We start from the raw sequence: 23,532 nt of genomic DNA, 5'->3' as shown, positions 1-23,532 counted from the left end.
GCATCTTGTCGCTGATGTTTAAAGGCTGAGGCGCATCGACAGGTCGACCGCTTTGACATCCTTGGTCATCGCACCAATCGAGATGTAATCCACGCCGGTTTCGGCGATCGGTAGCAGCGTGCTTTCGTTGATGCCGCCGCTGGCTTCCAGTTTCGCCTTGCCGCCGTTCAGGCGCACGGCTTCGCGCATGTCATCCAGGCTCAGCTCGTCGAGCATGATGATGTCGGCGCCGGCAGCCAGTGCTTCTTTCAGTTCATCCAGACTTTCCACTTCGATTTCCACCGGTTTACCCGGCGCAATCTTGTGTGCGGCGGCAATGGCTTGTGGAATGCCACCGCTGGCGGCGATGTGGTTTTCCTTGATCAGGAACGCGTCGTACAAACCGATGCGATGGTTGTGGCAGCCACCGCAGGTCACCGCGTATTTCTGTGCCAGACGCAGACCCGGCAGAGTCTTGCGGGTGTCGAGCAGTTTGACCTGAGTGGTGCCGACAAAATCGGCCAGGTACTGCGCGCGCGTCGCCACGCCGGAAAGCAATTGCAGAAAATTCAGCGCACTGCGCTCACCGGTCAGCAGCGAACGGGCCGGGCCTTCCAGATGAAATAACGGTTGATTGGGCTTTACCCGTTCGCCATCGACCACTTGCCAATGCACTGCCACTCGCGGATCGAGCTGACGAAACACGGCATCGACCCACGCCGTGCCACAGATGACGGCGGCGTCGCGAGTGATGATGGTGGCTTTGGCCAGACGTTCGGCCGGGATCAGTTGCGCGGTAATGTCGCCGCTGCCGATGTCTTCGAGCAACGCACGGCGCACGTTGGCTTCGATTTCGGCGGTCAAATCGGCGAGACGTAGATTCGGCATAACGGGCTCCACAAACAAAGTGGTTCGATTATAGGGGCATGGCGCGAGCCAACCCAAGGCGAGAACTTGCGTGCTTGCCTGCATCCGGTCGATTTTCTTTGAGCAAACCCGGCCAGACGTGGTCACTGAAAGGGGCGGTATAGGGGAAACCCTGACGGCTATGGCGCCGGGTGCAAGTTATGAAAGATAATTCGCCTTGCATTTGACGTCATAGCTTTGACGTCCTGATTGGACTTGTGGGAGCGAGCCTGCTCGCGAATGCATTCTTTCAGTGACATTGCTGCGGCTGACACACCGCTATCGCGAGCAGGCTCGCTCCCACAGGGATCCGGGTTGGCTTGACCGAACGAATCACCGTTTCAGGAGGCTTGGATGCACAACGACGGGAAAGTAGTGCCTTTGCACAAGGCTGCTACCGATCAGGCGAATCACTCGCCGCTCGCCCGCCTGCCTGTGATTCTGCTTCAGGTTCGCGACAAGGCTGCCCAGCAACTGCGCCACGGCTTGCAGGAGCTGTTCGATAACGCCGACGACACGTTGTTCGAAATGGCCGACCGGGCGCGTAACGACGTCGAGCAGAACATCTTCTTCGAAGCCATGCGCGACCTGCGTCTGAAGCGCAAAAACATCGAGCGCGGCTTTCTCGAGCAGTTTTTCGACGCCTTCGTCGGCCTGACTCAATACGATCCCACGCACAACGCACTACCGCACGCCCTCATGTACGACGAGTTCGCTCCGCGTAGCGACGACATGGAACGCAGTGTCGCGGTCGAGACCATGGTTGGTCGCGTACTCAAACGTGACGGCTTCGCCCTCGATCAATTGACAGCGCGGCTTAATGCGCTGCTCGGCAACCCGCTCGACGATCAGCACAACCCGCTCGGTCCGGCCATGCTCTGTGAGTTTTTCCTGCAGGCCGGGCGTAATCTGGGTGTGGAGATCAAGGTCAAGCTGATCCTGCTCAAACTCTTCGAGCGTTATGTCTTGGCCGACACCGAACAACTTTACGCCGAAGCCAATCAATTGCTGCTCGCCACCGGTGTGCTGCCGGAGTTGAAGCCAGCCCCGGCCCGCCGTGCGATTGATCGTGCGATCGCCAACGTGAGCAGCGAGGAAAGCGACGACACGCCGCCAGTCGACGAAAGCGTGCAGGAAGTTTTCGCCGCGCTGCAGCAATTGCTCGCACACGTGCGCGGCAGTGTCGCACCGACGCTGGAGTCCAGCGCTGCGGCGCAGCCGATTTCCACTCGCGATCTGTTGCGCCTGCTCTCGCACCTGCAGCAGTACGTGCCGGCGCTGGCGGCTCAGGATGACTTCGATCTGCGCAATCAGCTCGAACAACTGCTGACCCGGGTCAGCGTCAGAAGCGGCAAATCGCGGATCGTCGGCGATGCGGACGAAGACGTGATCAACCTGATCGCCATGGTCTTCGACTGCATTCTTGAAGACCGCAATGTGCCCGATTCGCTCAAGGCCTTGATCGCTCGATTGCAGATCCCGATGCTCAAGGTCGCGGTGCTCGACAAGAGTTTCTTCAGCCGCAGCACCCATCCGGCGCGGCGCCTGCTCAACGAAATCGCCGAGGCGGCGATGGGCTGGGGCGACTGCGACGGTGAGGCGCGCGACAGTTTGTACCTGCGTATCGAGCAAGTGGTGCAGCGGCTGTTGACTGACTTTGTCGATGATCCGGCGATTTTCTCCGAGTTGCTGGCTGATTTTCTCGCGTTCACCAGCGATCAGCGCCGCCGCAGCGAGCTGCTAGAACAGCGCCTGCGTGACGCCGAAGAGGGGCGAGCGAAGACCGAACTGGCACGGCGTCGGGTCGAGCGGGCGCTGAATCAAGCGCTGCTGGGTAAAACCCTGCCGCCGTCCGTGGTCACCTTTATCCAGGACGCTTGGAGCAAAGTGCTGCTACTGACTTGTCTCAAGCATGGCGATCAGTCGGCCGAATGGCAGGCCGACGTGCAGACCATGGAGCAACTGATCTGGAGTGTGCAGCGTCATGACGACGCTGAGTCCAGCCTGCGCTTGCTGGCACTGGTGCCGGGATTGCTCAAGTCGCTGCGGGATGGCCTGAGCAGTTCGGCGTTTGATCCCTTTGCCACCAGTGAATTTTTCAGTGAGCTGGAAGGCCTGCATGTGCGGGTACTGGAACGTTCCGATCCGGCTGATCAGGCTTCGCCAATGGTCGAGGTGTCGCAACAGATCATCCTGCAAACCGCTGATGAGGGCAGCGCGGCGTTGACGTCGGTACACTTGCCCCACGATGCGGTCGGTCTGCGCCAGGTCGAGCAACTGCGCCTGGGCAGTTGGGTGGCGTTTCAGGAAGACGATGAACACAGTCTGCGCTGCAAGCTCGCGGCCATCATCGAAGCCACCGGCAAATATGTGTTTGTCGATCGCACCGGGATGAAGGTGCTGGAGCGCAGTCGCGTTACGCTGGCCTTGGAATTCGAGCGCGGTGCGGTGCGTGCTCTGGACGACACCTTACTGTTCGACCGTGCGCTGGAGTCGGTGCTGGGCAACCTGCGGCGACTCAATCGCGCCAAGTGATCGCGCGCCGGGGGCCGATCACGGCATACTGGGCGCCAACACAGTCGGCGTTGAAGGAATCGGTATGCAGTTGGATCCCGCTAGCGGGTGGTGTCACGGGGTGCAGGTGTGCCCATCGCCCAACTTCAATGAGCGCCCTGCGGGCGAAATTTCCCTGTTGGTCATCCACAACATCAGCCTGCCGCCGGCGCAGTTTGCCACGGGCAAGGTGCAGGAGTTTTTCCAGAATCGTCTGGATGTCACCGAACATCCCTACTTTTCAGGGATCGCTGACCTACGCGTCTCGGCGCATTTTCTGATTGAACGTGACGGCAAGATCACCCAGTTTGTCTCCTGTCTTGAGCGTGCGTGGCATGCCGGCGTGTCGGTCTTCGATGGACGGGAAACCTGTAACGATTTTTCCGTGGGCATCGAGCTCGAAGGCACCGATGATCTGCCGTTCACCGACGCGCAGTATCAGGCGTTGACGGCGTTGACTCGCCAGTTGCAGACAGCATTTCCGGCCATCACCGGCGCCCGCATTTGTGGGCACAGCGACATAGCACCCGGGCGTAAGACCGATCCTGGCCCGGCATTCGACTGGGCGCGTTACCGCGCAGCCCTGGCACAAGAGGAAGGACAATGAGTTTTCTGGTGTTACTGCTGGCGCTGTGGATCGAGAAGTTTTCGGCCCTGCGTCATCGGGTTCAACGCGATGGCGGATGGATCCGCGAACTGAACAAACTCGAAGCCAGCGAGCGGCTGGCTAAGCAACCCTGGCTGGTGTTGACGATTCTGGTGGTGTTTCCGCTGGCCTTGCTGGCGCTGTTGCTGGTGGTGCTGGAACCGGTGGCCTATGGCTTGCTGGCGCTGCCGGTGCATTTGCTGGGGGTGATTTACAGTCTGGGACGCGGCGACTTGCTCGGCGGTCTCGGGCCGTTTCGCGATGCCTGGCGCCGTGAGGATCTGCAAGCCGCGGCGCACGTGGCCAAGCGTGATCTGAATATCTGCGCCGACAGTGGCGAGCAATTGCTCGATCGCGTGCAGGGGCATTTGTTGTGGGAGGCGTATCAAAGCTTCTTCGCGGTGATTTTCTGGTATTTCCTGCTCGGTCCGGTCGCGGCGCTGGCTTATCGATTGCTGGCGCTGGCCGAAGAGCATGGCAAGACCCCGGCACTGGTCGAGCGCGCCGCGCATATGCGTCATGCCTTTGATTGGGTGCCAGTGCGTCTGCTGGCGGCGAGTCTGGCGCTGGTCGGCAACTTTGTCGCGGTCAGTCGGGTGATGCTGCATGAGTTGCTCAACTGGAACATCAGTGCTGCGCACTTGATCAACCGGGTCGGTTTGGCGGCGGGGGAGATTCCACCTCCCGTGGTCGGGCCGGAAGGCATCAATACCCTCGATTGCCTGTGGGAACTGCTGCTGCGCGCGGCGGTGCTGTGGTATGCCGGTTTTGCCTTGTGGACGGTTCTGGTTCACTGATTTCACTGATTTAAAGAAAGATCGCAGCCTGCGGCAGCTCCTACACAGGGATTGTGTGTTTCCTGTGGAAGCTGCCGCAGGCTGCGATCTTTTTGTCGTTAACCTTAAGTTACAAAACCTCCCTTCGATTTGAGCTATACAGAGATGGCGCCCGATAGTGGCTATCTGCTGTCGCCCCGCGCCTGCCAATAAAAACAAGAAAAACCAAGGGAGACTTCCAGTGAAGAGCTTGCTCTATCCCGCTGTCTCGCTGATGAACCGTCTGAGCTTCGGCATGAAGTTCAGCCTGATCAGCGTGCTGTTCCTGGTGCCGATGCTGGTGACCAATTTCTATCTGGTGCGCGATTCCTATCGCGAATTCCAGGGCACCCGCGTCGAGCTGCAAAGCCTTGATCTGCTGGGCAGCAGCCTGGCCCTGCGCCGGGATCTGGAAACCCTCAACAATCTGGTGCAGATCAACGTCACCCTCGGCCAGTCCGGCAAGGCCGGAAATGTCGAGGCGCAGATCACCACGCTCGAACAAGCGGTTCTGGCACGCCTGCAAGGACTGACGGCGATGACCGACGATCCCGAGCAGATCAAAGTATTCGACGACAAGCGTGATGAAATGATCGCCGCGTTCAAGGCCCAGCAAGTGGAAAATTCGCTGCAGAGTAAAAGCGCGTTGATTGGCAAACTGCTGGCCAGTGCGCAGATTTTCAGCCAAATCATCACCAGTCAGGCCGGGCTGAGCCGCGACAACCAGAGCGACATCCGTCAGCTCAGCGAACTGGTCACCCTGATCACGCCGACCGTCACGCAAACTCTCGGCGAAGGCCGGGCCATGGGTTCGTATTCATTGGGTCAGGGTTTTCTCAACAGCTCTTCAAGCACACGTTTCGACGAGTTGATGGTGCAGATCGAAAAACTCCAGGCCGAATACGGTTTGAAACTGCAGGACTCCCTCGGCTCCAGCAAAGCCGCGCGGGACAACCTCAGCGCGGCGGCCGACAGCAGCAAGGCCTCGCTGAAACAGGCCAGTGAACTGTTCGAAGAACAAGTGGTGATGGCTGACACGCTCGATGCACCGTGGCAGGCGTTTTACGATCAGGTCACCGGGCTGATCGAGCGGACTTACCAGCTCAACGAAGCCACGCTGAAATTCCTCGATACTCAATTGCAGCAGCGTCTGGCGCAGAACCGCACGCACATGGTCTTGCAGGCGGTGGCGCTGTCGGTGGTGTTTGTGCTGATTTTCTATCTCTACGGTGGTTTCTACGCCTCGACCCGCACCACGCTGAAACGCTTGGGCGCGATGATGGACAAGGTCGCGGCCGGTGACATGACGGTCAACTTCAAGGCCAACAGTCGCGATGAACTGGGTGAGCTGGGCGAGGTGTTCAACGGCACGGTGAGGAAGATTCACGACTTGATCGAGCGGGTGGGGCAGACCGTCGCCGAGGTCGAACGTCAGGCCGGGCAGGTTGAAAACGTCTCCGCGCAGAGTAATCAGGCGGTCGCCGGGCAACGCACGCAGATCGAGCAAGTGGCGACGGCGATGAACCAGATGTCGGCGACCTCACTGGAGGTGGCGCGCAGTGCCGCCGCAGCGGTGAGCAGTGCCCACAGCGTGAATGACGAGACCATCAATGGTCGTGGCCTGGTCGAATCACAGCAGGGCAGCATTGCCGCGCTGGCCAGCGAAATCGATCAGTCGGTGCTGGTGATCAACCAATTGGCGAGCGACAGCCAATCGATCAGCCGCGTACTGGAAGTGATCAAAAGCATCGCCGAGCAGACCAACTTGCTGGCGCTTAACGCGGCGATCGAAGCGGCACGTGCCGGCGAGCAGGGACGTGGCTTTGCTGTGGTCGCCGACGAAGTGCGCACCTTGGCCAAACGCACTCAGCAATCGACCGAAGAAATCGAACAGATGATCGCCAAACTGCACGGCGGTGTCGGCGCGGCGGTGAAAGCCATGGGCGTCAGCCATCAGATGGCCAATGGCACGGTCGGGCAGTCGGAGAAGGTTCAGCAGGCGCTGGAAAACATCCTCGGGGCTGTGGGCATGATCGTCGATCAGAACCAGCAGATCGCCGCCGCGGTTGAGCAGCAAACGGCGGTGGCCCACGATATCGACCAGAACATCGTCGAGATCAACCGCGCCGGCGAGCGCACGGCGCAGGGGGCGCACCAGACCGAAGATGCCAGCCGGGCGCTGTCAGCCCAAGTTGTTGAGCTTAAACAACTGATCAGCGCCTTCCGCGTCTGAGCTGTACACAAATCCCCTGTAGGAGCTGCGGCACGCTGCGATCTTTTGATCTTGATTTCAAAGATCAAAAGATCGCAGCCTCGTTTCACTCGACAGCTCCTACAGGGGGAGATGTATTACCAGCCGAATACTTCGCAGCTGTTGGCGGTGCTGGTGGCGGCCAGTTGTTCTGGGCTGATCTTCATCAGCTCGGCCAGCGCCTCGCAGATCGCCGGCAAGTGCGCCGGGCTGTTGCGCTGACCGGGAAACATCGCAGGCGCCATGTCCGGTGAATCGGTTTCCAGCACGATCGACCCCAGCGGCAGTTCCGCCAGTACCCGATGCATGCGCAACGCCTGCGGCCAGGTCGGCGCGCCGCCCAGTCCCAGCTTGAAACCGAGTTTGATGTACTCCCGCGCTTCTTCACGGCTGCCGGCAAAGGCGTGGATAATCCCCGCACGTTTGAGCTTGAAGCGTTTGAGCGTAGCGATGATCGCCGCATGACTACGGCGAACGTGGATTAATGCCGGTAATTGGAAATCCGCGGCCAATTGCAGCTGCGCCTCGAACAGCGCCTGTTGCCTCTCGCGGTCGAGGGTTTCGATGAAGTAATCCAGACCGATCTCGCCCACCGCACATAACTGTCGATGACCCTGCAGCCGGGTCAGCCAATCACCGAGTGCCGACAAATCTTCGGGACGATGCTGATCGAGATACACCGGGTGCAGACCGAATGCCGCGTATAAATCCGCATCGCTCTGCACCAGATCCCAGACCCGTTGCCAATTGCCCTCATAAACCCCCAACACCACCATTCGCCGCACCCCGAGGGCGCGGCATTCGGCGAGCAACGCCGAGCGGTCGGCGTCGAAGTCGGGGAAGTCGAGGTGGGTGTGGCTGTCGATCAGCTCCACGGCTCAGTCCTGGTGGATACGCTGCTTGAAGGTCCGCGCGATGGCCTGCACACCGGGCTTGTACTCCGACTGCTCGACGGCGGCCAGCGCCAGTTCCAGCGCCTTGTCGGCGATCAACTGGTGCTGCTGGGCCATAGCGTTGACCGGCAGCGGCAGGAAATCCAGCAACTGCGTATCGCCGAAGGTGCCGAGGCGCAGTGGCCGCGATTTCAACGGGAAGTCATGCAGCGCATCGAACACACCCTGTAGCAGCACGTAGGAAGTCGTCACCAACGCATCCGGCAAATGCCCCAGACGCTGCAGGAGTTCTTCCATCAATTGCTTGCCGCACTCACGGCTGAAAGATTCAGCATGTTCGACCAGCACTTCGCCTTTGAAGTCGACCAGCGCCTCTTTGAAACCGGCGGCACGTTCCTGGCTGATGCTCAGTTCCGGACGGGCGCCGAGCAGTACGATCTGCTTCGGTTGCGGATCGAGCAGGCTCTGGGTCAAGTGCAGGCTGGCTTCGCGGTCGTCACTGATCACCGAGCAGAAGTGCTCCGGCTCCATTACCCGGTCGATGGCGATGATCGGCAGACCTTTGGCCTGCAACTGCCGATAGCTGTCATCGCCGGCCGGCAGGCAACTGGCGACGATCAGCGCATCGCAACGGCGCGCACGGAACAGTTGCAGCAACTGGCGCTCGCTGTCCGGCGCATCGTCGGAACTGGCGATCAGCAATTGATAGCCGCGCGCCCGCGCACCTTGCTCGAGCAGCTTGGCGATCCGCGCGTAACTGGGGTTTTCCAGATCCGGCAGAATAAAGCCCAACGTGCGCGTGTGCCGACTACGCAGCCCGGCCGCTTGAGGGTTTGGCGTGAAGCCGTGCAGATCGACCACCGCCCGCACCCGCTCGACGGTCGCGGTGCTGATGCGTTGCTGTTCGGCCTTGCCGTTGATGACGTAGCTGGCGGTGGTCACGGACACTCCGGCCAACCGCGCGATATCACTGAGTTTCAACCCGGGATTTCCTTGTTTTTTCGAGCTTGCCGCGACATTTTCGCCAATCCTACCCGATTAGGGCAGGCGACTATTGTCGCAGCGCATCCGACAAGTTGGACTTCAAGGATGGGACATTATCGAGTAACGTGCCGATCAATCTAGATTAAACGTTTCAGCAAGCGTATTTTCTACGTTTTAGACGTCTTTGGCCGGTTCTGCCGTGAAACCGCCAAAACTGCCGCTGAAAAGCAAAGCGGTAAAGCGCCTAAGCTGCAAACCATCCAAAACAATACCTGGCACTCATGAAGCGCCAAAAAGGAGATCGCATGCTCGAGCTCACTATAGAGCAGATATCCATGGGCCAATCGGCTGTGGATAAACCCGCTGCCTTGCAACTGCTCGCCAATCACCTGGTGGCCGATGGTCTGGTTGCCGACGGTTACCTCGCTGGATTGCAGGCACGGGAAGCCCAGGGCTCGACCTTTCTCGGTCAAGGTATTGCCATTCCCCACGGCACTCCGGAAACCCGCGATCAGGTGTTCGCCACTGGCGTGCGCCTGATGCAGTTCCCGGAAGGCGTGGATTGGGGCGATGGCCAGATCGTTTATCTGGCGATTGGTATCGCTGCCAAATCCGACGAACACCTGCGCCTGCTGCAACTGCTGACCCGTGCCCTCGGCGAGACCGATCTGGGCCAGGCCCTGCGTCGCGCCAGTTCACCTGAGGCGCTGCTGAAACTGCTGCAAGGCGCACCGCAGGAACTGGCGCTGGACGCGCAGATGATTGGCCTCGGTGTCTCGGCCGACGATTTTGAAGAGCTGGTCTGGCGTGGCGCGCGTCTGTTGCGGCAGGCCGATTGTGTGAGCAACGGTTTTGCCGGCGTGTTGCAGCAGGTCGAAGCGCTGCCGCTGGGCGATGGTTTGTGGTGGCTGCACAGCGAGCAGACCGTGAAGCGTCCGGGGCTGGCGTTCGTGACGCCGGACAAACCGATGCGCTACCTCGGTCAGCCGCTCAGCGGTCTGTTCTGCCTGGCCAGCCTCGGCGAGGCACATCAAGCGTTGCTTGAACGCCTGTGTGCGTTGCTGATCGAAGGTCGCGGCCATGAACTGGGCCGCGCTACCAGCAGTCGCAAAGTTCTCGAAGTGCTCGGCGGTGAATTGCCCGCCGACTGGCCGAGCGCGCGTATTGCCCTGGCCAACGCCCACGGTCTGCACGCGCGGCCGGCGAAGATCCTCGCGCAACTGGCGAAGAGTTTTGATGGCGAAATTCGCGTGCGCATCGTCGACGGTCAGGACAGCGCCGTGTCGGTGAAGAGTTTGAGCAAACTGCTCAGCCTTGGCGCCCGTCGTGGTCAGGTGCTGGAGTTGATCGCCGAGCCGAGCATTGCCGCCGACGCTTTGCCGGCACTCTTGGCTGCCATCGAAGAAGGCCTCGGCGAAGAAGTCGAGCCGCTGCCAGCGGTGAGTCAACAGCGCGAGGTCATTGCCGACATCGCCGAAGTGCTGATCGCTCCGGCGTCCGGCGCTCAGTTGCAGGCGATCCCGGCAGCACCCGGCATCGCCATCGGGCCTGCGCATATTCAGGTTCAGCAAACCATCGATTACCCGCTGCGCGGCGAGTCCGCCGCCGTTGAGCGCGAACGTCTCAAGCAAGCGCTCAGTGATGTGCGCAGTGACATTCAGGGCCTGATCGAACGCAGCAAAGCCAAAGCCATCCGCGAAATCTTCATCACCCACCAGGAAATGCTCGACGACCCGGAACTGACCGACGAAGTCGACACGCGCCTCAAGCAGGGCGAAAGCGCCGAAGCGGCGTGGATGGCGGTGATCGAAGCGGCGGCCAAACAACAGGAATCGCTTCAAGATGCGTTGCTCGCCGAACGCGCGGCGGATCTGCGTGATATCGGCCGTCGCGTCCTGGCGCAACTGTGTGGCGTGCAAACCGCGAGCGAGCCTGAGCAACCGTACATTCTGGTGATGGACGAGGTCGGCCCGTCCGACGTCGCCCGGCTGGATCCGGCACGCGTAGCGGGGATTCTCACCGCACGCGGCGGCGCCACCGCGCACAGTGCAATTGTTGCGCGTGCCCTCGGGATTCCGGCGCTGGTCGGTGCTGGCGCAGCGGTGTTGTTGCTGGCGCCGGGCACGCCGTTGCTGCTCGACGGTCAACGCGGTCGCCTGCATGTCGACGCCGATGCTGCGACTCTGCAACGCGCCACCGAAGAACGCGACACCCGCGAGCAACGCCTGAAGATTGCCGCCGAACAACGTCATCAACCGGCACACACCACTGACGGCCACGCAGTCGAAGTGTTCGCCAACATCGGTGAAAGCGCTGGCGTGATCAGTGCGGTGGAGCAGGGCGCCGAAGGCATCGGTCTGCTGCGCACCGAACTGATTTTCATGGCCCATCCGCAAGCACCGGATGAGGCCACGCAAGAAGCTGAATATCGCCGCGTGCTTGACGGTCTCGCCGGTCGCCCGTTGGTGGTGCGCACGCTGGATGTCGGCGGCGACAAACCGCTGCCGTATTGGCCGATCGCCAAGGAAGAAAACCCGTTCCTCGGCGTACGCGGTATTCGCCTGACCTTGCAGCGCCCGCAGATCATGGAAGCGCAATTGCGCGCCTTGCTGCGTTCGGCGGACAACCGTCCGCTGCGAATCATGTTCCCGATGGTCGGCAGCGTCGAAGAGTGGCGTCAGGCCCGCGACATGACCGAGCGTCTGCGCCTGGAAATCCCGGTCGCCGATCTGCAGCTGGGGATCATGATCGAAGTGCCGTCCGCCGCTTTGCTCGCGCCGGTGCTGGCCAAGGAAGTCGACTTCTTCAGCGTCGGCACCAACGACCTCACGCAATACACCCTGGCCATCGATCGTGGCCATCCGACCCTGTCGGCGCAGGCGGACGGCTTGCACCCGGCGGTGCTGCAACTGATCGACATCACCGTGCGCGCGGCCCATGCCCACGGCAAATGGGTCGGCGTCTGCGGTGAGCTGGCGGCGGATCCGCTGGCGGTACCGGTGCTGGTCGGCCTCGGTGTCGATGAACTCAGTGTCTCCGGGCGCAGCATTGCTGAAGTGAAAGCGCGCATCCGCGAACTCAGCCTGACCCAGGCGCAAACCCTTGCTCAACAGGCCCTGGCCGTGGGCAGCGCCAATGAAGTGCGCGCATTAGTGGAGGCCCTGTAATGGCCAAGATTCTTACCCTGACCCTCAACCCGGCACTCGATCTCACCGTTGAGTTGCCACAGCTGGAGGCCGGTCAGGTCAATCGCAGCGACGAGATGCACACTCACGCCGCCGGCAAAGGCGTGAACGTCGCCCAGGTGCTCGCCGACCTCGGCCATCAACTGACGGTCAGCGGGTTTCTCGGTGAAGACAACCTGCAAGCGTTCGAAACGCTGTTCGCCAAGCGTGGTTTTGTTGACGCGTTTATCCGTGTGCCCGGTGAGACGCGCAGCAACATCAAAGTAGCTGAACAGAGTGGACGCATCACTGACATCAACGGCCCGGGGCCGGTGGTCGATGCCGCCGCGCAGCAGGCGTTGCTGGATCGTCTGGTGCAGATTGCACCGGGTCACGATGCGGTGGTGGTCGCCGGCAGTTTGCCGCGTGGCGTAACCGCGCAGTGGTTGCGTGAACTGATCGAGCGGCTCAACCAGCTCGGTCTGAAAGTCGCTCTCGACTCCAGCGGCGAAGCGTTGCGCGAAGCTTTGAAAGCCAGTCCATGGTTGATCAAACCGAACACCGAAGAACTCGCCGACGCCCTCGGTTGCGACGTGGTTTCTCACACGGCGGAAGCGCAAGCAGCGGCGCGTTTGCATGCGCAAGGCATCGAGCACGTGGTGATTTCTCACGGTGCTGATGGCGTGAACTGGTTCAGCGTCGGCTCGGCGCTGCACGCCACGCCACCAAAGGTCAGCGTTGCCAGCACGGTGGGTGCCGGTGATTCGCTGTTGGCCGGCATGCTCCACGGTTTGCTCAGCGCCGACACGCCTGAACAAACCCTGCGCACGGCTACCGCGATTGCGGCGATGGCGGTGACCCAGATCGGTTTCGGCATCAACGACGCTGCGCAACTGGCGCAGCTCGAACAGGGCGTGCGCGTGCGTCCCCTGACAGAACAATAAGAGGGTTTGTCATGAAATTAGCCATTGTTACGGCTTGCCCGAACGGCATGGTCACCAGTGTGCTGTGCGCGCGTTTGCTCGATGCGGCGGCGCAGCGTCAGGGCTGGAGCACCAGCGTTGAAGTGGTCGATGCGGCGCACCCCGAACGCGAATTGTCGGCGGCGACCATTGCCGCGGCCGAGTGGGTTTTGCTGGTCGCCACCGGCGCGGTCGACATGACGCGTTTTGTCGGTAAACGTGTTTTCCAGATTGCCCCGGCGCAGGCGTTGCAGGATGTTGAAGCGGTGCTGCGTCGTGGTGCTGAAGAGGCTGAAGTTTACGTCGCCGGCGCTGTTGAACCGGTTGCTGATGCGCCGCGCGCGCCACGCCTCGTCGCCATCACCGCGTGCCCGACCGGTGTCGCCCACACCTTCATGGCCGCCGAAGCTTTGCAGCAAACTGCCAAGCGTCTGGGCTATGAATTGCAGGTCGAAACCCAAGGCTCGGTGGGCGCGAAAACCCCATTGAGCGCAGCGGCGATTGCTGAAGCTGACGTGGTGTTGCTGGCGGCGGATATCGAAGTCGCCACCGAGCGTTTCGCCGGGAAGAAGATCTATCGTTGCGGCACCGGGATCGCCTTGAAGCAGTCCGAAGCCACGCTTAAAAAAGCCTTGGCCGAAGGTGCAGTGGAAAGCGCCGCGAGTGACGGCAAGGCACCGCCCAAGCAAGAGAAAACCGGCATCTATAAACACCTGCTGACCGGCGTGTCATTCATGCTGCCGATGGTCGTGGCCGGCGGTTTGATGATCGCGCTATCGTTCGTGTTCGGCATCACCGCGTTCAAGGAAGAGGGCACGCTGGCGGCCGCGCTGATGCAGATCGGCGGCGAGACCGCGTTCAAATTGATGGTGCCGTTGCTGGCTGGTTACATCGCTTATTCAATCGCCGACCGCCCGGGCCTGGCGCCGGGGATGATCGGTGGTTTGCTGGCGAGCACGCTGGGCGCCGGGTTTATCGGCGGCATCGTCGCCGGTTTCATCGCCGGTTATGCGGCCAAGGCGATCAGTCGTTATGTAGCGTTACCGCAAAGTCTTGAGGCGCTGAAACCGATTCTGATCATCCCGTTGTTCGCCAGTCTGTTTACCGGGCTGGTGATGATTTACGTGGTCGGCAAACCGGTCGCCGGCATGCTTGGGGCGCTGACGCATTTCCTCGACAGCATGGGCACCACCAACGCGATTCTGCTCGGCGTGTTGCTCGGCAGCATGATGTGCGTCGACCTCGGCGGGCCGATCAACAAAGCCGCTTACGCGTTCTCGGTGGGGCTGCTGGCGTCGCAGAGTTATGCGCCGATGGCCGCGACCATGGCGGCGGGCATGGTGCCGCCGATTGGCTTGGGTATCGCTACGTTTATTGCGCGGAGAAAGTTCGCCCAGACTGAGCGCGAGGCCGGCAAAGCGGCGCTGGTGCTGGGGTTGTGCTTTATCTCCGAGGGGGCGATTCCGTTTGCCGCGAAAGATCCGTTGCGGGTGATCCCGGCGAGCATTGCCGGTGGTGCGCTGACCGGTGCGCTGTCGATGTATTTCGGCTGCAAGTTGATGGCGCCGCACGGTGGCTTGTTTGTGCTGGCGATTCCGAATGCGATCAACCATGCGTTGCTGTATTTGCTGGCGATTGTCGCGGGGAGCCTCTTGACCGCCGTTGTCTATGCGACGGTCAAACGCCCGGAGGCCGTTGAGCTGGCGCTGGAACCGGCGAAGGCCTGACCGACAACACAAAACCCTTGTAGGAGTGAGCCTGCTCGCGATAGCGGTCTGTCAGTGACATGAATGTTGGCAGATATACCGATATCGCGAGCAGGCTCACTCCTACAATTGGTTCTGTGGTGTGTCTGGTGTCATGTCTGTTTCATGATCGCGTGCTTAAGTTTTCCTTTTTTCAGGGAGAACACCATGAGCGATTTCAACCCCGGTCGCCGGCTTGTCATGCAAGTCGTTGGTGCCGGTCTGCTGATGCCAAGCCTGGCGCCGGCGGTGATTGCGTCGGTCAAGGATCGGCCGCAACTGACCGATGGCGTGCAGTCCGGCGATCTGCAAGGCGACCGCGCGATGATCTGGAGCCGCAGCGATCGCCCCGCGCATATGGTGGTCGAGTGGGACACCCGCAGCCAGTTTCGCCACCCGCGCCGGGTGGTCTCGCCGCTCGCCGATGCCCGCAGCGACTTCACCGCCCGGGTCGAGCTCACCGGGCTGCCGGCCGATCAGGCGATTTTCTATCGCGTGTATTTCAAGGACGCCCGCACCGGCGTCGCCAGCGAACCGTGGTTGGGTCACCTGCGCAGCGCTCCGACGGCGCGGCGCAATATTCGTTTCGTCTGGAGCGGCGACACCGTCGGCCAGGGCTTTGGCATCAACCCGGACATCGGCGGCATGCGCATCTACGAAGCGATGCGCCTGCGTCTGCCGGACTTCTTTATCCACAGCGGCGACACCATCTACGCCGACGGCCCGGTGCCCGCGCAGCTCACCACCGAAAACGGTCGCATCTGGCGCAACCTCACCACCGAAGCCAAGAGCAAAGTCGCGCAGACTCTCGACGACTATCGCGGCAACTACCGCTACAACCTGATGGACGAAAACATTCGCCGCTTCAACGCCGAAGTGCCGCAGATCTGGCAGTGGGACGACCATGAGGTGGTCAACAACTGGTCGCCGGGCAAGCAACTCGACGAGCGTTATCAGGAGAAAGATATCCACACCCTGGTCGGGCGCGCACGCAAGGCGTGGCTGGAATATTCACCGATGCGTTTGCAGGCTGCCGACGGCGGCGGGCGGATTTATCGCAAGCTCAGTTATGGGCCGATGCTCGATGTGTTCGTGCTCGACATGCGCAGTTATCGCGGCGCCAATGACGACAACCTCGGCGCGGCGAAACCGTTTCTCGGGCGTGAGCAACTGGACTGGCTCAAGCGCGGTTTGAAGAAGTCGAAAGCGCAATGGAAGGTCATCGCCGCCGACATGCCAATCGGTCTTGGCGTCCCGGATGGCGAGGTCAGCCCGGGTGTCGCGCGTTGGGAGGCGGTGGCTAACGGTGATCCGGGACCGGCGCAGGGGCGCGAGGTGGAAATCGCCGAGTTGCTCGGTTATCTGCGCGCGCAGCAGGTGCGCAATTTTGTTTTCCTCACGGCCGACGTGCACTACTGCGCGGCGCATCACTATCACCCGGATAGGGCGGCGTTTCAGGATTTCGAGCCGTTCTGGGAGTTTGTCGCGGGGCCGCTGAATGCCGGGAGTTTCGGGCCTAATCCGCTGGATAAAACCTTTGGCCCTGAAGTGGTTTTCGAGAAAGCGCCACCGGCGCAGAACACTTCGCCGTTTGCCGGGTTTCAGTTTTTTGGCGAGGTGAATATTGAAGGGGGGAGTGGGGAGATGAGTGTGGTGTTGCGGGATTTGAATGGGGTGGCGGTTTTTGAGAAGAAGTTGCAGCCCGCTTGAAGATCAAAGGCTGACCCTCACCCCAGCCCTCTCCCGGAGGGAGAGGGGGCTGACCGAGTTGTCTTGCGTCATACATCGACCTGAGAGATCGAGTCGATTATGAGATCAGCACAAAGCCTTTCTCGATTATGGATTCGGTGAGGTACGTTCAGGTCGGCGTATTGCGTGAATCTCGCAAGGTCAGTCCCCTCTCCCTCCGGGAGAGGGCTAGGGTGAGGGGCTTTTAATAGACATCACGCCGATATCGACCCTGCTCAATCAACCGCTCCACTTCGGCTGCCCCGAGAATGTCGTTAAGCACCTGATCAACCCCCGAAGCCATCCCCTGCAAACTGCCACAAATGTAAATCACCGCCCCGTCCGCCAGCCACTTCTTCAACTCGTCAGCCGATTCACGCAAGCGATCCTGCACATAAACCTTCTCCGCCTGATCCCGCGAAAACGCCAGATCCAGCCGTTCCAGATCACCATTGATCAGCCACTCTTCCAGCTCGGCGCGGCAGAGGAAATCGTGTTCACGATTGCGCTCGCCAAACAGCAACCACTGGCGCTGTTGACCATCGGCAATCCGCGCCTTGAGCAAACTGCGCAGCCCGGCCAGACCCGTACCGTTGCCCAGCAGAATCATCGGCACTGGTTCGTTCGGCAGATGGAAGCCACTGTTGCGGCGCACCCGCAGACTGATGCTGCCACCGACCGGCGCATGCTCGGTCAACCAGCCAGAACCAATGCCGAGGGTGCCGTCGGCATGCTGTTCCTGGCGCACGATCAGCTCCAGCACGCCATCGGCGGCAATCGAGGCGATCGAGTATTCGCGCATGGCCAGCGGCACCATCGCATCGACCAGCGATTGCGCATGCAAACCGACCAGATGGGCGCGGTGCTCGGGCAATTGCCGCGAGGCCAGCGCGACTTCCAGAGGTTCGTCGAGGTCGTTGATTTTTACTGTGGTCTCGCCACGAATGCCGAGGCCGTCGAGGAAGTGTTCGATGGCCCACGGGCAGTTGCGTGGCAGTACTTCGACCAGGTCGCCGGCCAGCCAACTGCTGGTGTTCGGTGCGCTCAAACCCAGCAGGTAAACCGGCGCACCGCTGCTGTCCGGGTTCATCAGCTCACGGCGCAGAAGCGTCCAGTTGTCGTAACTCGGCGCCTGCCAAGTATCGATGGGGGCTTGCCCGGTGAGCAGGCCCAATTGAGTCTGCCAGTGGCGCAGCGCGTACGGATCGCCGCTGTCGACTTCCACCGGGGCGAACAGGGTCTTGCCGCCGTGCTCGCTTAGCCATTGATGCAGGCGTTTGGCGAAACCGCAGAAGTGCTGATACTGACGATCGCCGAGGCCAAGCACCGAGTAATTCAGGCTGTCGAGCGTTGCCGCCGTGCTCAACACCTTGCGCTCAAATCCGCGTGCGCTGTCCGGTGCTTCGCCGTCGCCAAACGTGCTCACCACAAACAGCGCGTTGTTCGATTCACGCAGATCCTGTTCGCTGACATTCGCCAGTGGTTGCACCTTCACCGGCAATCCGGCGGCCTGCAATTGCCCGGCGGTCTGCCACGCCAGTTGCTCGGCAAAACCGCTCTGGCTGGCGAAACCGATCAGCCACGCCGAAGCATCGCCGGCCGGTTGAGCGAGGCCTTTGCGTGCATCCTTGATCTGCTTTTTCTTGCGCCGACGATCGAGGTACAGCAGCCAGCCAGTGATGAAAAACAGCGGCATGCACACTGCCGCGAGGGTGATGATGATTCGCCCGACCAGGCCGAAGTAACTACCGACGTGCAGCGCATAAATGCTGGTCAGCAGTTGCGCCTTGAAGCTTTTGTCGGCGTAACGATCGACGCGTTTGACGATGCCGGTGGCCGGGTCGAGGGTGATCTGGTTCAGCGCCCGGTCATGCGGCGAGCTGTCGAGCAGGTAGAACACGGTCGCCGGTTGGCCAGCGACGGCCGGCATACGGATGTTGTACGCCGCCAGACCCGGGCCGGCAGCGCTGTAAATGCTGCTCCACATCGCTGCGTAATCGGCGATCGGTGCCGGGCCTTCCGGCGCCGGGCCGCGACCACCGCGCACGCGCTCGTTTTGTGGCGAGTCGGAAAGCAGTCGGGTCAGGCCTTTGTTGTACCACTCGTACGACCACGACAACCCGGTCAACGCCAGCAGCAGATAGACCAGCAGGCACCAGGTGCCGGCCACCGAGTGCAGATCCCAGTTGAAGGCGCGGCCTTTTTTCTTCCAGTCGAGCGTCAGCCAGACGCGCCAGCTGTTCCACTGACGCGGCCAGCGCAGGTACAGACCGGAGAGGCAGAAAAACAGCAGGATCAATGTGCAGGCGCCGGTGATATTGCGCCCGGTGTCGCCCATGGCGAGGAAGCGGTGCAGTTGCAGCATCAGGCCGAAGAAGTCCTGGCCGACGGCGTTGCCCATGAATTCGCCGGTGTAGGGATCGAAATAGCGCATCTCACCGCGACGCTCGCCTTTGGGCGGCGTGAAGAAGACGCGAGCCGCGTTGCCGCTATCGGTTTCGACCCAGAGCATCGAAACCTTCTTGCCCGACGTGGCTTCGATGCGCTCGACCAGCTCCACCGGTGGCAAGACACCGGCGACCTGTTTTTCTACTTGCAGGACGGACGGATTCAGCGCCCGCAGGATTTCGTCCTGAAACGAATAGGCCGCGCCGGTGATGCCCATCAGGGCCAGCACCAGGCCTGCGGTGATGCCAAAAAACCAGTGCAACTGGAACAGGGTTTTCTTCAACACGTCACTCGCCGTCCATTCGGAAATTGTCTTCACGGCGCGCATTATGCCGTGGGTTATCGAGAAGCGTTCTTTCTTACGCACAAAAGCCCCGTTCAATTGAATGAACGGGGCCCACTGTTTTTTGTAGGAGTTGCCGAAGGCTGCGATCTTTTGATTTTTTTTCAGAATCAAAAGCAAGATCAACAGATCGCAGCGTGCCGCAGCTCCTACAGGATCAGAAGTGGAAGTTGGTGCTCAACAGTGCCGTACGGCCCGCCGCCTGATTGGCGAAGTGGGTCGAGAAGGCTTTGTCGTAGTAGGTTTCGTTGGTCAGGTTCTGCACGTTGAGTTGCAGGTCGACGTTCTTGGTCAGCTTGTAAGCCGCCATCGCGTCGTAGCGGACATACGAGTCAACCATGGTGGTGTTGGCCACGCTGCCGTACACGTCGTCGACGTAGAACGCACCGCCACCGATGGTCAGCTTCGGCGTGACCTGGTAAGTGGTCCACAGGCTGGCGCTGTTTTTCGGCGTGTTAGGCAGTTCGTTGCCGTCGTTGGCCTTGCCCATCGGGCCGCCGTCGACTTGTTCGCTGTCCATGAAGGCGTAACCGGCGAACACTTGCCACTTGTCGGTGATCTTGCCGCTGGCCGACAGTTCGACACCTTGCACGCGGGTCTTGCCGGCGTTTTCGTACGAGGTGGTGTCGACTTGCACACGAGCGTTTTCTTTCTCGGTGCGGAAGATATCAGCGGTCAGCGACAGGCGATCGTTGAGCAGATCCCACTTGGTGCCGATTTCATAGTTCTTGGTGGTTTCCGGCTCCATGTCGCTGCTCAGCAGGTTGCCGCTGCGATCCGGCGTGCCGCCCAACGGGTTGCCTTCCTGACCTTCGCCCAAGGTGTTGCCCGGCGGCGTGGCCGAGGTGGCGTAGGAGGCGTAGATGCTGCCGTTTTCTGCAGGCTTGTAGACAACGCCGAACTGACCGGTGACGAACTCGCTGGTGTCATCACCCTTGGAGGTGGTGGTGCCAGCGGCGTTGTAGGTCTTGTAGTCGGTGTCGAAGTGGTCGTAACGCAGACCCATGTTCACCAGCCACTGCTCGTTCAGCTCCAGGGTGTCGAACACATACAGTGCGTAGGTGTTGGCCTGGGTGTCGGTGCCGGCGTAGTTGCGCGAAATGGCGCCGTTCCACGGATCGTTCGGGTTCGGGTTCGACAGCGAGGTGCAGTTGTAGCCGCTGGCTGCGCCGATCAGACCCGGGTTGCAGTTAGTGGTCGCTGCGCTGGTGCGCGGCGTGGTGTCGGTATTGACGTTGTACGAAGACTTTTGGCTTTCCTCACGGGTGTATTCAACGCCAGTGGAGAAGCTGTTTTTGAAGCCAGCGACGTAGAAATTGCCGAACAGATCAGTCTGGTTGGTGGTGGTCTCGGTGTTGCTCACCCGCGTATTCGCCCGACGCCAGACCGTGCCGTTGTTGACGTTGCCCTTGCTGTCGTCCGGCTGGGTGAGGATGTAATCCTGCATGCTGGTGCCGTGGCGCAGGGTGTTCTTGATCGTCAGCGAGTCGCTCAGGTCATGCTCGATGGCGAAGGTCGCGGTGTCGGTGCGGCCCTTGCGGAAGTCGCGATCCAGACCGTAGAAGTTGCTGTGATCACCGCCGGCGTATGGCTTGTCCGGATTGGACTTGGTGCGTGCAGCGGAGCCACCGGCCGGAATGGTGTACGGCACGCCCGAATCCGGGGTGTCGTTGCTCTCGAGATGGTAGTAGTCGAGGTTGACGCGGGTGTCGGTGCCCAGACCAAACGCCAGGGACGGGGCGATCCCCCAACGGTCGTAGTCGACCTTGTCGCGACCGGCGACATTGCTCTCGTGGCTCATCAGGTTCAGACGGCCAGCAGCGGTGTCGCTGAACTGGTAGTTGCCGTCGAGGGTGTAGCGCTGGGTCTGGTCGGAGCCGTAGGTGAAGCCGCCGTCGAACGAGTTGCCCAAGTGCGCTTTCTTGCTCACCAGGTTGATGCTGCCGCCGGCCGCGCCACGACCGCCGATGGCGGAGTTCGGGCCCTTGCTGACTTCAATGTTTTCCACGGCGAAGATCTCGCGGCTCTGCGAACCGGTGTCGCGCACGCCGTCGAGGTAGGTGTCGCCCTGGGCGTCGAAACCACGAATGAACGGACGGTCGCCCTGGGGGTTGCCGCCTTCACCGGCGCCGAAGGTGATGCCCGGCACGGTGCGCAGCGCGTCCTGCATGTTCAGGGCGCCGGTGTCTTTCAGAACCTGTTGCGGAATAACGGTGACCGAGCGCGGCGTGTCGACCAGCGGCGCGGTGTACTTGGGCGAGGAGGCTTTTTCGACCTGGTAGGACGTCGAGTCCTGCGCTTCGCCGGTGATGGCGGTGGCGTCCAGGGCGATGGCATTGCCGGCGGCTTTGCTGTCGGTTTTTTCCGCGGCGAACACCATCTGGCCAGCGGAGCCGGCGGTGATTGCCACACCAATTGCAGAGGCGAGCAGACGTGGTGAACTGACCGGTAATTGTGCGTGTTGACGTGCCATTTTTATTCCCCTCCCCAAGGATTTGAGGCGGCGGAATATAGGGTAAACAGGTATTCGTATCAATTGCGAAACATTGTTATTCGCACTGAATTTACATTCTTTACAATTTAACCTTACGGTTTTTGCCAGTTCATTCGTCTCTCGGGTTTTACACAGTCAATAAGAATCAATACCATTGCCGCCTCTTTGCCATCAGGTGACATCGCCATGCTGCTGCACATCCCCGGACTGTTCGCGAAAGACGAAGTGCAGCGCATTCGTGAGGCGCTGGAGCAGGCCGATTGGGCCGATGGCAAGATCACCGCCGGCTTTCAATCGGCCAAGGCCAAGCACAATCTGCAACTGCCAGAAGGCCATCCGCTGGCCAAGGAAATCGGCGCGGCGATGCTTGAACGGCTGTGGAAAAACCCGCTGTTCATGTCCGCCGCGCTGCCGCACAAAGTCTTCCCGCCGTTAGTGAACTGTTACACGGCCGGTGGCAGCTTCGATTTCCACATCGACAACGCGGTGCGCCAGCCCAAGGGCAGTATCGAACGGGTGCGTACCGATCTGTCGGCGACGCTGTTCTTCAGCGAGCCTGAGGATTACGACGGCGGCGAACTGGAAATCCAGGACACCTACGGCACGCAACGGGTGAAGTTGCCGGCCGGCGATATGGTGTTGTACCCGGGCACCAGCCTGCACAAGGTCAACGCGGTCACTCGTGGTGCGCGTTATGCGTCGTTCTTCTGGACCCAAAGCCTGGTGCGCGAAGACAGCCAGCGTGCGTTGCTGTTCGAGATGGACGGGGCGATTCAACAGCTCACGCAGGACATGCCAGATCACCCTTCGCTGATCCGCCTCACCGGCACCTATCACAACCTGCTGCGGCGCTGGGTCGAGGTATGAGTTTTCAACTGCGCCGCGCGGAAGTCCTCGACGGCGAACAACTCAGCGCCATGCTCGGCGAAAGCCCGGCACGCGCGGCGCAGGCAATTCTGCTGGCGGCGGGTGAGGGCGAGGTTGAGGCGCAGGCGTTGCTTGGACAGATCCTGCTCGACGGCCAAGGCATCGCCCAGGATCAAGCGCTGGCGCTGCGCTGGTTCGGCATCGCCGCCGGGCGCGGGCATCTGATGGCGCGCAACATGCTCGGGCGTTGTCATGAGCATGGCTGGGGCGTGGCTGCGGATGCGTTGGTTGCTGCGCAGCATTACCGGATCGCAGCGAATGCCGGGCTGGATTGGGCGATGTACAACCTCGCCAATCTGCTGGCGACCGGGCGGGGTGTGGCGGTGGATCATCAACAGGCGTTGGCGCTGTATCGGCGTGCGGCTGAGTTGGCTCATGCGAAGTCGATGAACCTGCTTGGGCGGTACCTGGAAGAAGGGCAGGTGTGCCCGGCGGATCCGGTTGCGGCGCGCGATTGGTATCGGCGTTCGGCCGAGGGTGGGGATTTTCGTGGGCAGTTCAGTTTCGCGGCGGTGTTGGCGGATGAAGGGCGGATTGATGAGGCGGTCGATTGGCTTGAGAAAGCTTTGGTCGGCGGCAATCTGAATTTTCTGCGGGTGGCGAGTCAGACGTTGGCGAGTGCTGTAGATCCGAAGATTCAGGCGTTGGCTGGGCGGTATGCGCTTCGGTGCCAATAGCCCTCACCCTAACCCTC

15 protein-coding genes and 1 pseudogene are annotated in these 23,532 nt (G+C 61.0%); 11 read left to right on the top strand and 5 right to left on the bottom strand.

Translation table 11 applies throughout. The annotated features are described in order from the left end of the window. Positions 1–18: 18 nt before the first annotated feature. Positions 19–867 (bottom strand): carboxylating nicotinate-nucleotide diphosphorylase, encoded by an 849-nt coding sequence (gene nadC / locus CKW17_RS08615; RefSeq protein ID WP_038357484.1) that lies wholly within the window; start codon positions 865–867, stop codon positions 19–21. Between the two features lie 372 nt (positions 868–1,239). On the opposite strand from nadC, the gene CKW17_RS08610 reads away from it, so the two are divergent. From CKW17_RS08610 to CKW17_RS30720, 5 genes and pseudogenes are all read left to right on the top strand, one after another. Further along, on the top strand, positions 1,240–3,420 hold the full coding sequence (locus CKW17_RS08610) for a DUF1631 domain-containing protein (RefSeq protein WP_095119524.1): 2,181 nt from the start codon (positions 1,240–1,242) through the stop codon (positions 3,418–3,420). A 64-nt stretch (positions 3,421–3,484) separates the two neighbouring features. Then, the gene (gene ampD, locus CKW17_RS08605; RefSeq protein ID WP_095119523.1) at positions 3,485–4,045 is read left to right on the top strand and encodes a 1,6-anhydro-N-acetylmuramyl-L-alanine amidase AmpD; all 561 of its coding nucleotides are present in this window, start codon (positions 3,485–3,487) and stop codon (positions 4,043–4,045) included. Next, positions 4,042–4,881: a regulatory signaling modulator protein AmpE gene (ampE, locus tag CKW17_RS08600; protein WP_095119522.1), complete on the top strand. Its 840-nt coding sequence runs from the start codon at positions 4,042–4,044 to the stop codon at positions 4,879–4,881. Before ampD ends, ampE begins: the two co-directional genes overlap by 4 nt. 253 nt (positions 4,882–5,134) lie before the next feature. Further along, positions 5,135–6,226 (top strand): annotated as a pseudogene (locus CKW17_RS30725) (methyl-accepting chemotaxis protein); the annotation flags it as partial. Continuing rightward, complete coding sequence (locus tag CKW17_RS30720) at positions 6,203–7,132, top strand: methyl-accepting chemotaxis protein (protein ID WP_371850953.1); 930 nt, start codon at positions 6,203–6,205, stop codon at positions 7,130–7,132. The pseudogene CKW17_RS30725 and the gene CKW17_RS30720, both read left to right, overlap by 24 nt. 116 nt (positions 7,133–7,248) lie before the next feature. Here CKW17_RS30720 and CKW17_RS08590 read toward each other — a convergent pair whose 3' ends face one another. Both CKW17_RS08590 and cra read right to left on the bottom strand, forming a co-directional pair. Continuing rightward, on the bottom strand, positions 7,249–8,025 hold the full coding sequence (locus CKW17_RS08590; protein WP_095119520.1) for a TatD family hydrolase: 777 nt from the start codon (positions 8,023–8,025) through the stop codon (positions 7,249–7,251). 3 nt (positions 8,026–8,028) lie between these two features. Continuing rightward, on the bottom strand, positions 8,029–9,024 hold the full coding sequence (gene cra, locus CKW17_RS08585) for a catabolite repressor/activator (protein WP_095119519.1): 996 nt from the start codon (positions 9,022–9,024) through the stop codon (positions 8,029–8,031). Positions 9,025–9,332: 308 nt separating this feature from the next. Here cra and ptsP point away from each other — a divergent pair, with 308 nt between their 5' ends. The 4 genes from ptsP to CKW17_RS08565 all read left to right on the top strand — a co-directional run bounded on the left by ptsP (position 9,333) and on the right by CKW17_RS08565 (position 16,608). After that, on the top strand, positions 9,333–12,194 hold the full coding sequence (ptsP, locus tag CKW17_RS08580) for a phosphoenolpyruvate--protein phosphotransferase (protein ID WP_095119518.1): 2,862 nt from the start codon (positions 9,333–9,335) through the stop codon (positions 12,192–12,194). Next, a complete protein-coding gene (pfkB, locus tag CKW17_RS08575) occupies positions 12,194–13,135 on the top strand; it encodes a 1-phosphofructokinase (protein WP_095119517.1) in 942 nt (313 codons plus the stop codon). Before ptsP ends, pfkB begins: the two co-directional genes overlap by 1 nt. An 11-nt stretch (positions 13,136–13,146) precedes the next feature. Beyond that, entirely contained in the window at positions 13,147–14,880 is a 1,734-nt protein-coding gene (locus CKW17_RS08570; protein WP_095119516.1) for a PTS fructose-like transporter subunit IIB, read from the top strand. A gap of 186 nt (positions 14,881–15,066) precedes the next feature. After that, entirely contained in the window at positions 15,067–16,608 is a 1,542-nt protein-coding gene (locus CKW17_RS08565; RefSeq protein WP_095119515.1) for an alkaline phosphatase, read from the top strand. A 223-nt stretch (positions 16,609–16,831) separates the two neighbouring features. Here the strand turns inward: CKW17_RS08565 and CKW17_RS08560 are convergent, their stop codons facing one another. Then, a complete protein-coding gene (locus CKW17_RS08560) occupies positions 16,832–19,360 on the bottom strand; it encodes a sulfite reductase flavoprotein subunit alpha (protein WP_095119605.1) in 2,529 nt (842 codons plus the stop codon). A gap of 214 nt (positions 19,361–19,574) precedes the next feature. Beyond that, positions 19,575–21,890: a TonB-dependent siderophore receptor gene (locus CKW17_RS08555; RefSeq protein ID WP_095119514.1), complete on the bottom strand. Its 2,316-nt coding sequence runs from the start codon at positions 21,888–21,890 to the stop codon at positions 19,575–19,577. Between the two features lie 207 nt (positions 21,891–22,097). Between CKW17_RS08555 and CKW17_RS08550 the strand changes: the two genes are divergently transcribed. Beyond that, entirely contained in the window at positions 22,098–22,778 is a 681-nt protein-coding gene (locus CKW17_RS08550; RefSeq protein WP_095119513.1) for a Fe2+-dependent dioxygenase, read from the top strand. Further along, entirely contained in the window at positions 22,775–23,515 is a 741-nt protein-coding gene (locus tag CKW17_RS08545) for a tetratricopeptide repeat protein (protein WP_095119512.1), read from the top strand. Before CKW17_RS08550 ends, CKW17_RS08545 begins: the two co-directional genes overlap by 4 nt. Positions 23,516–23,532: the final 17 nt, after the last annotated feature.

Source organism: Pseudomonas sp. Irchel s3f10 (assembly GCF_900187515.1).
In the GTDB taxonomy this organism is placed as follows: Bacteria; Pseudomonadota; Gammaproteobacteria; order Pseudomonadales; family Pseudomonadaceae; genus Aquipseudomonas; species Aquipseudomonas tensinigenes.
The sequence above is the reverse complement of the archived record's forward strand: the minus strand, read 5'-3'. Positions and strand labels throughout refer to the sequence as shown.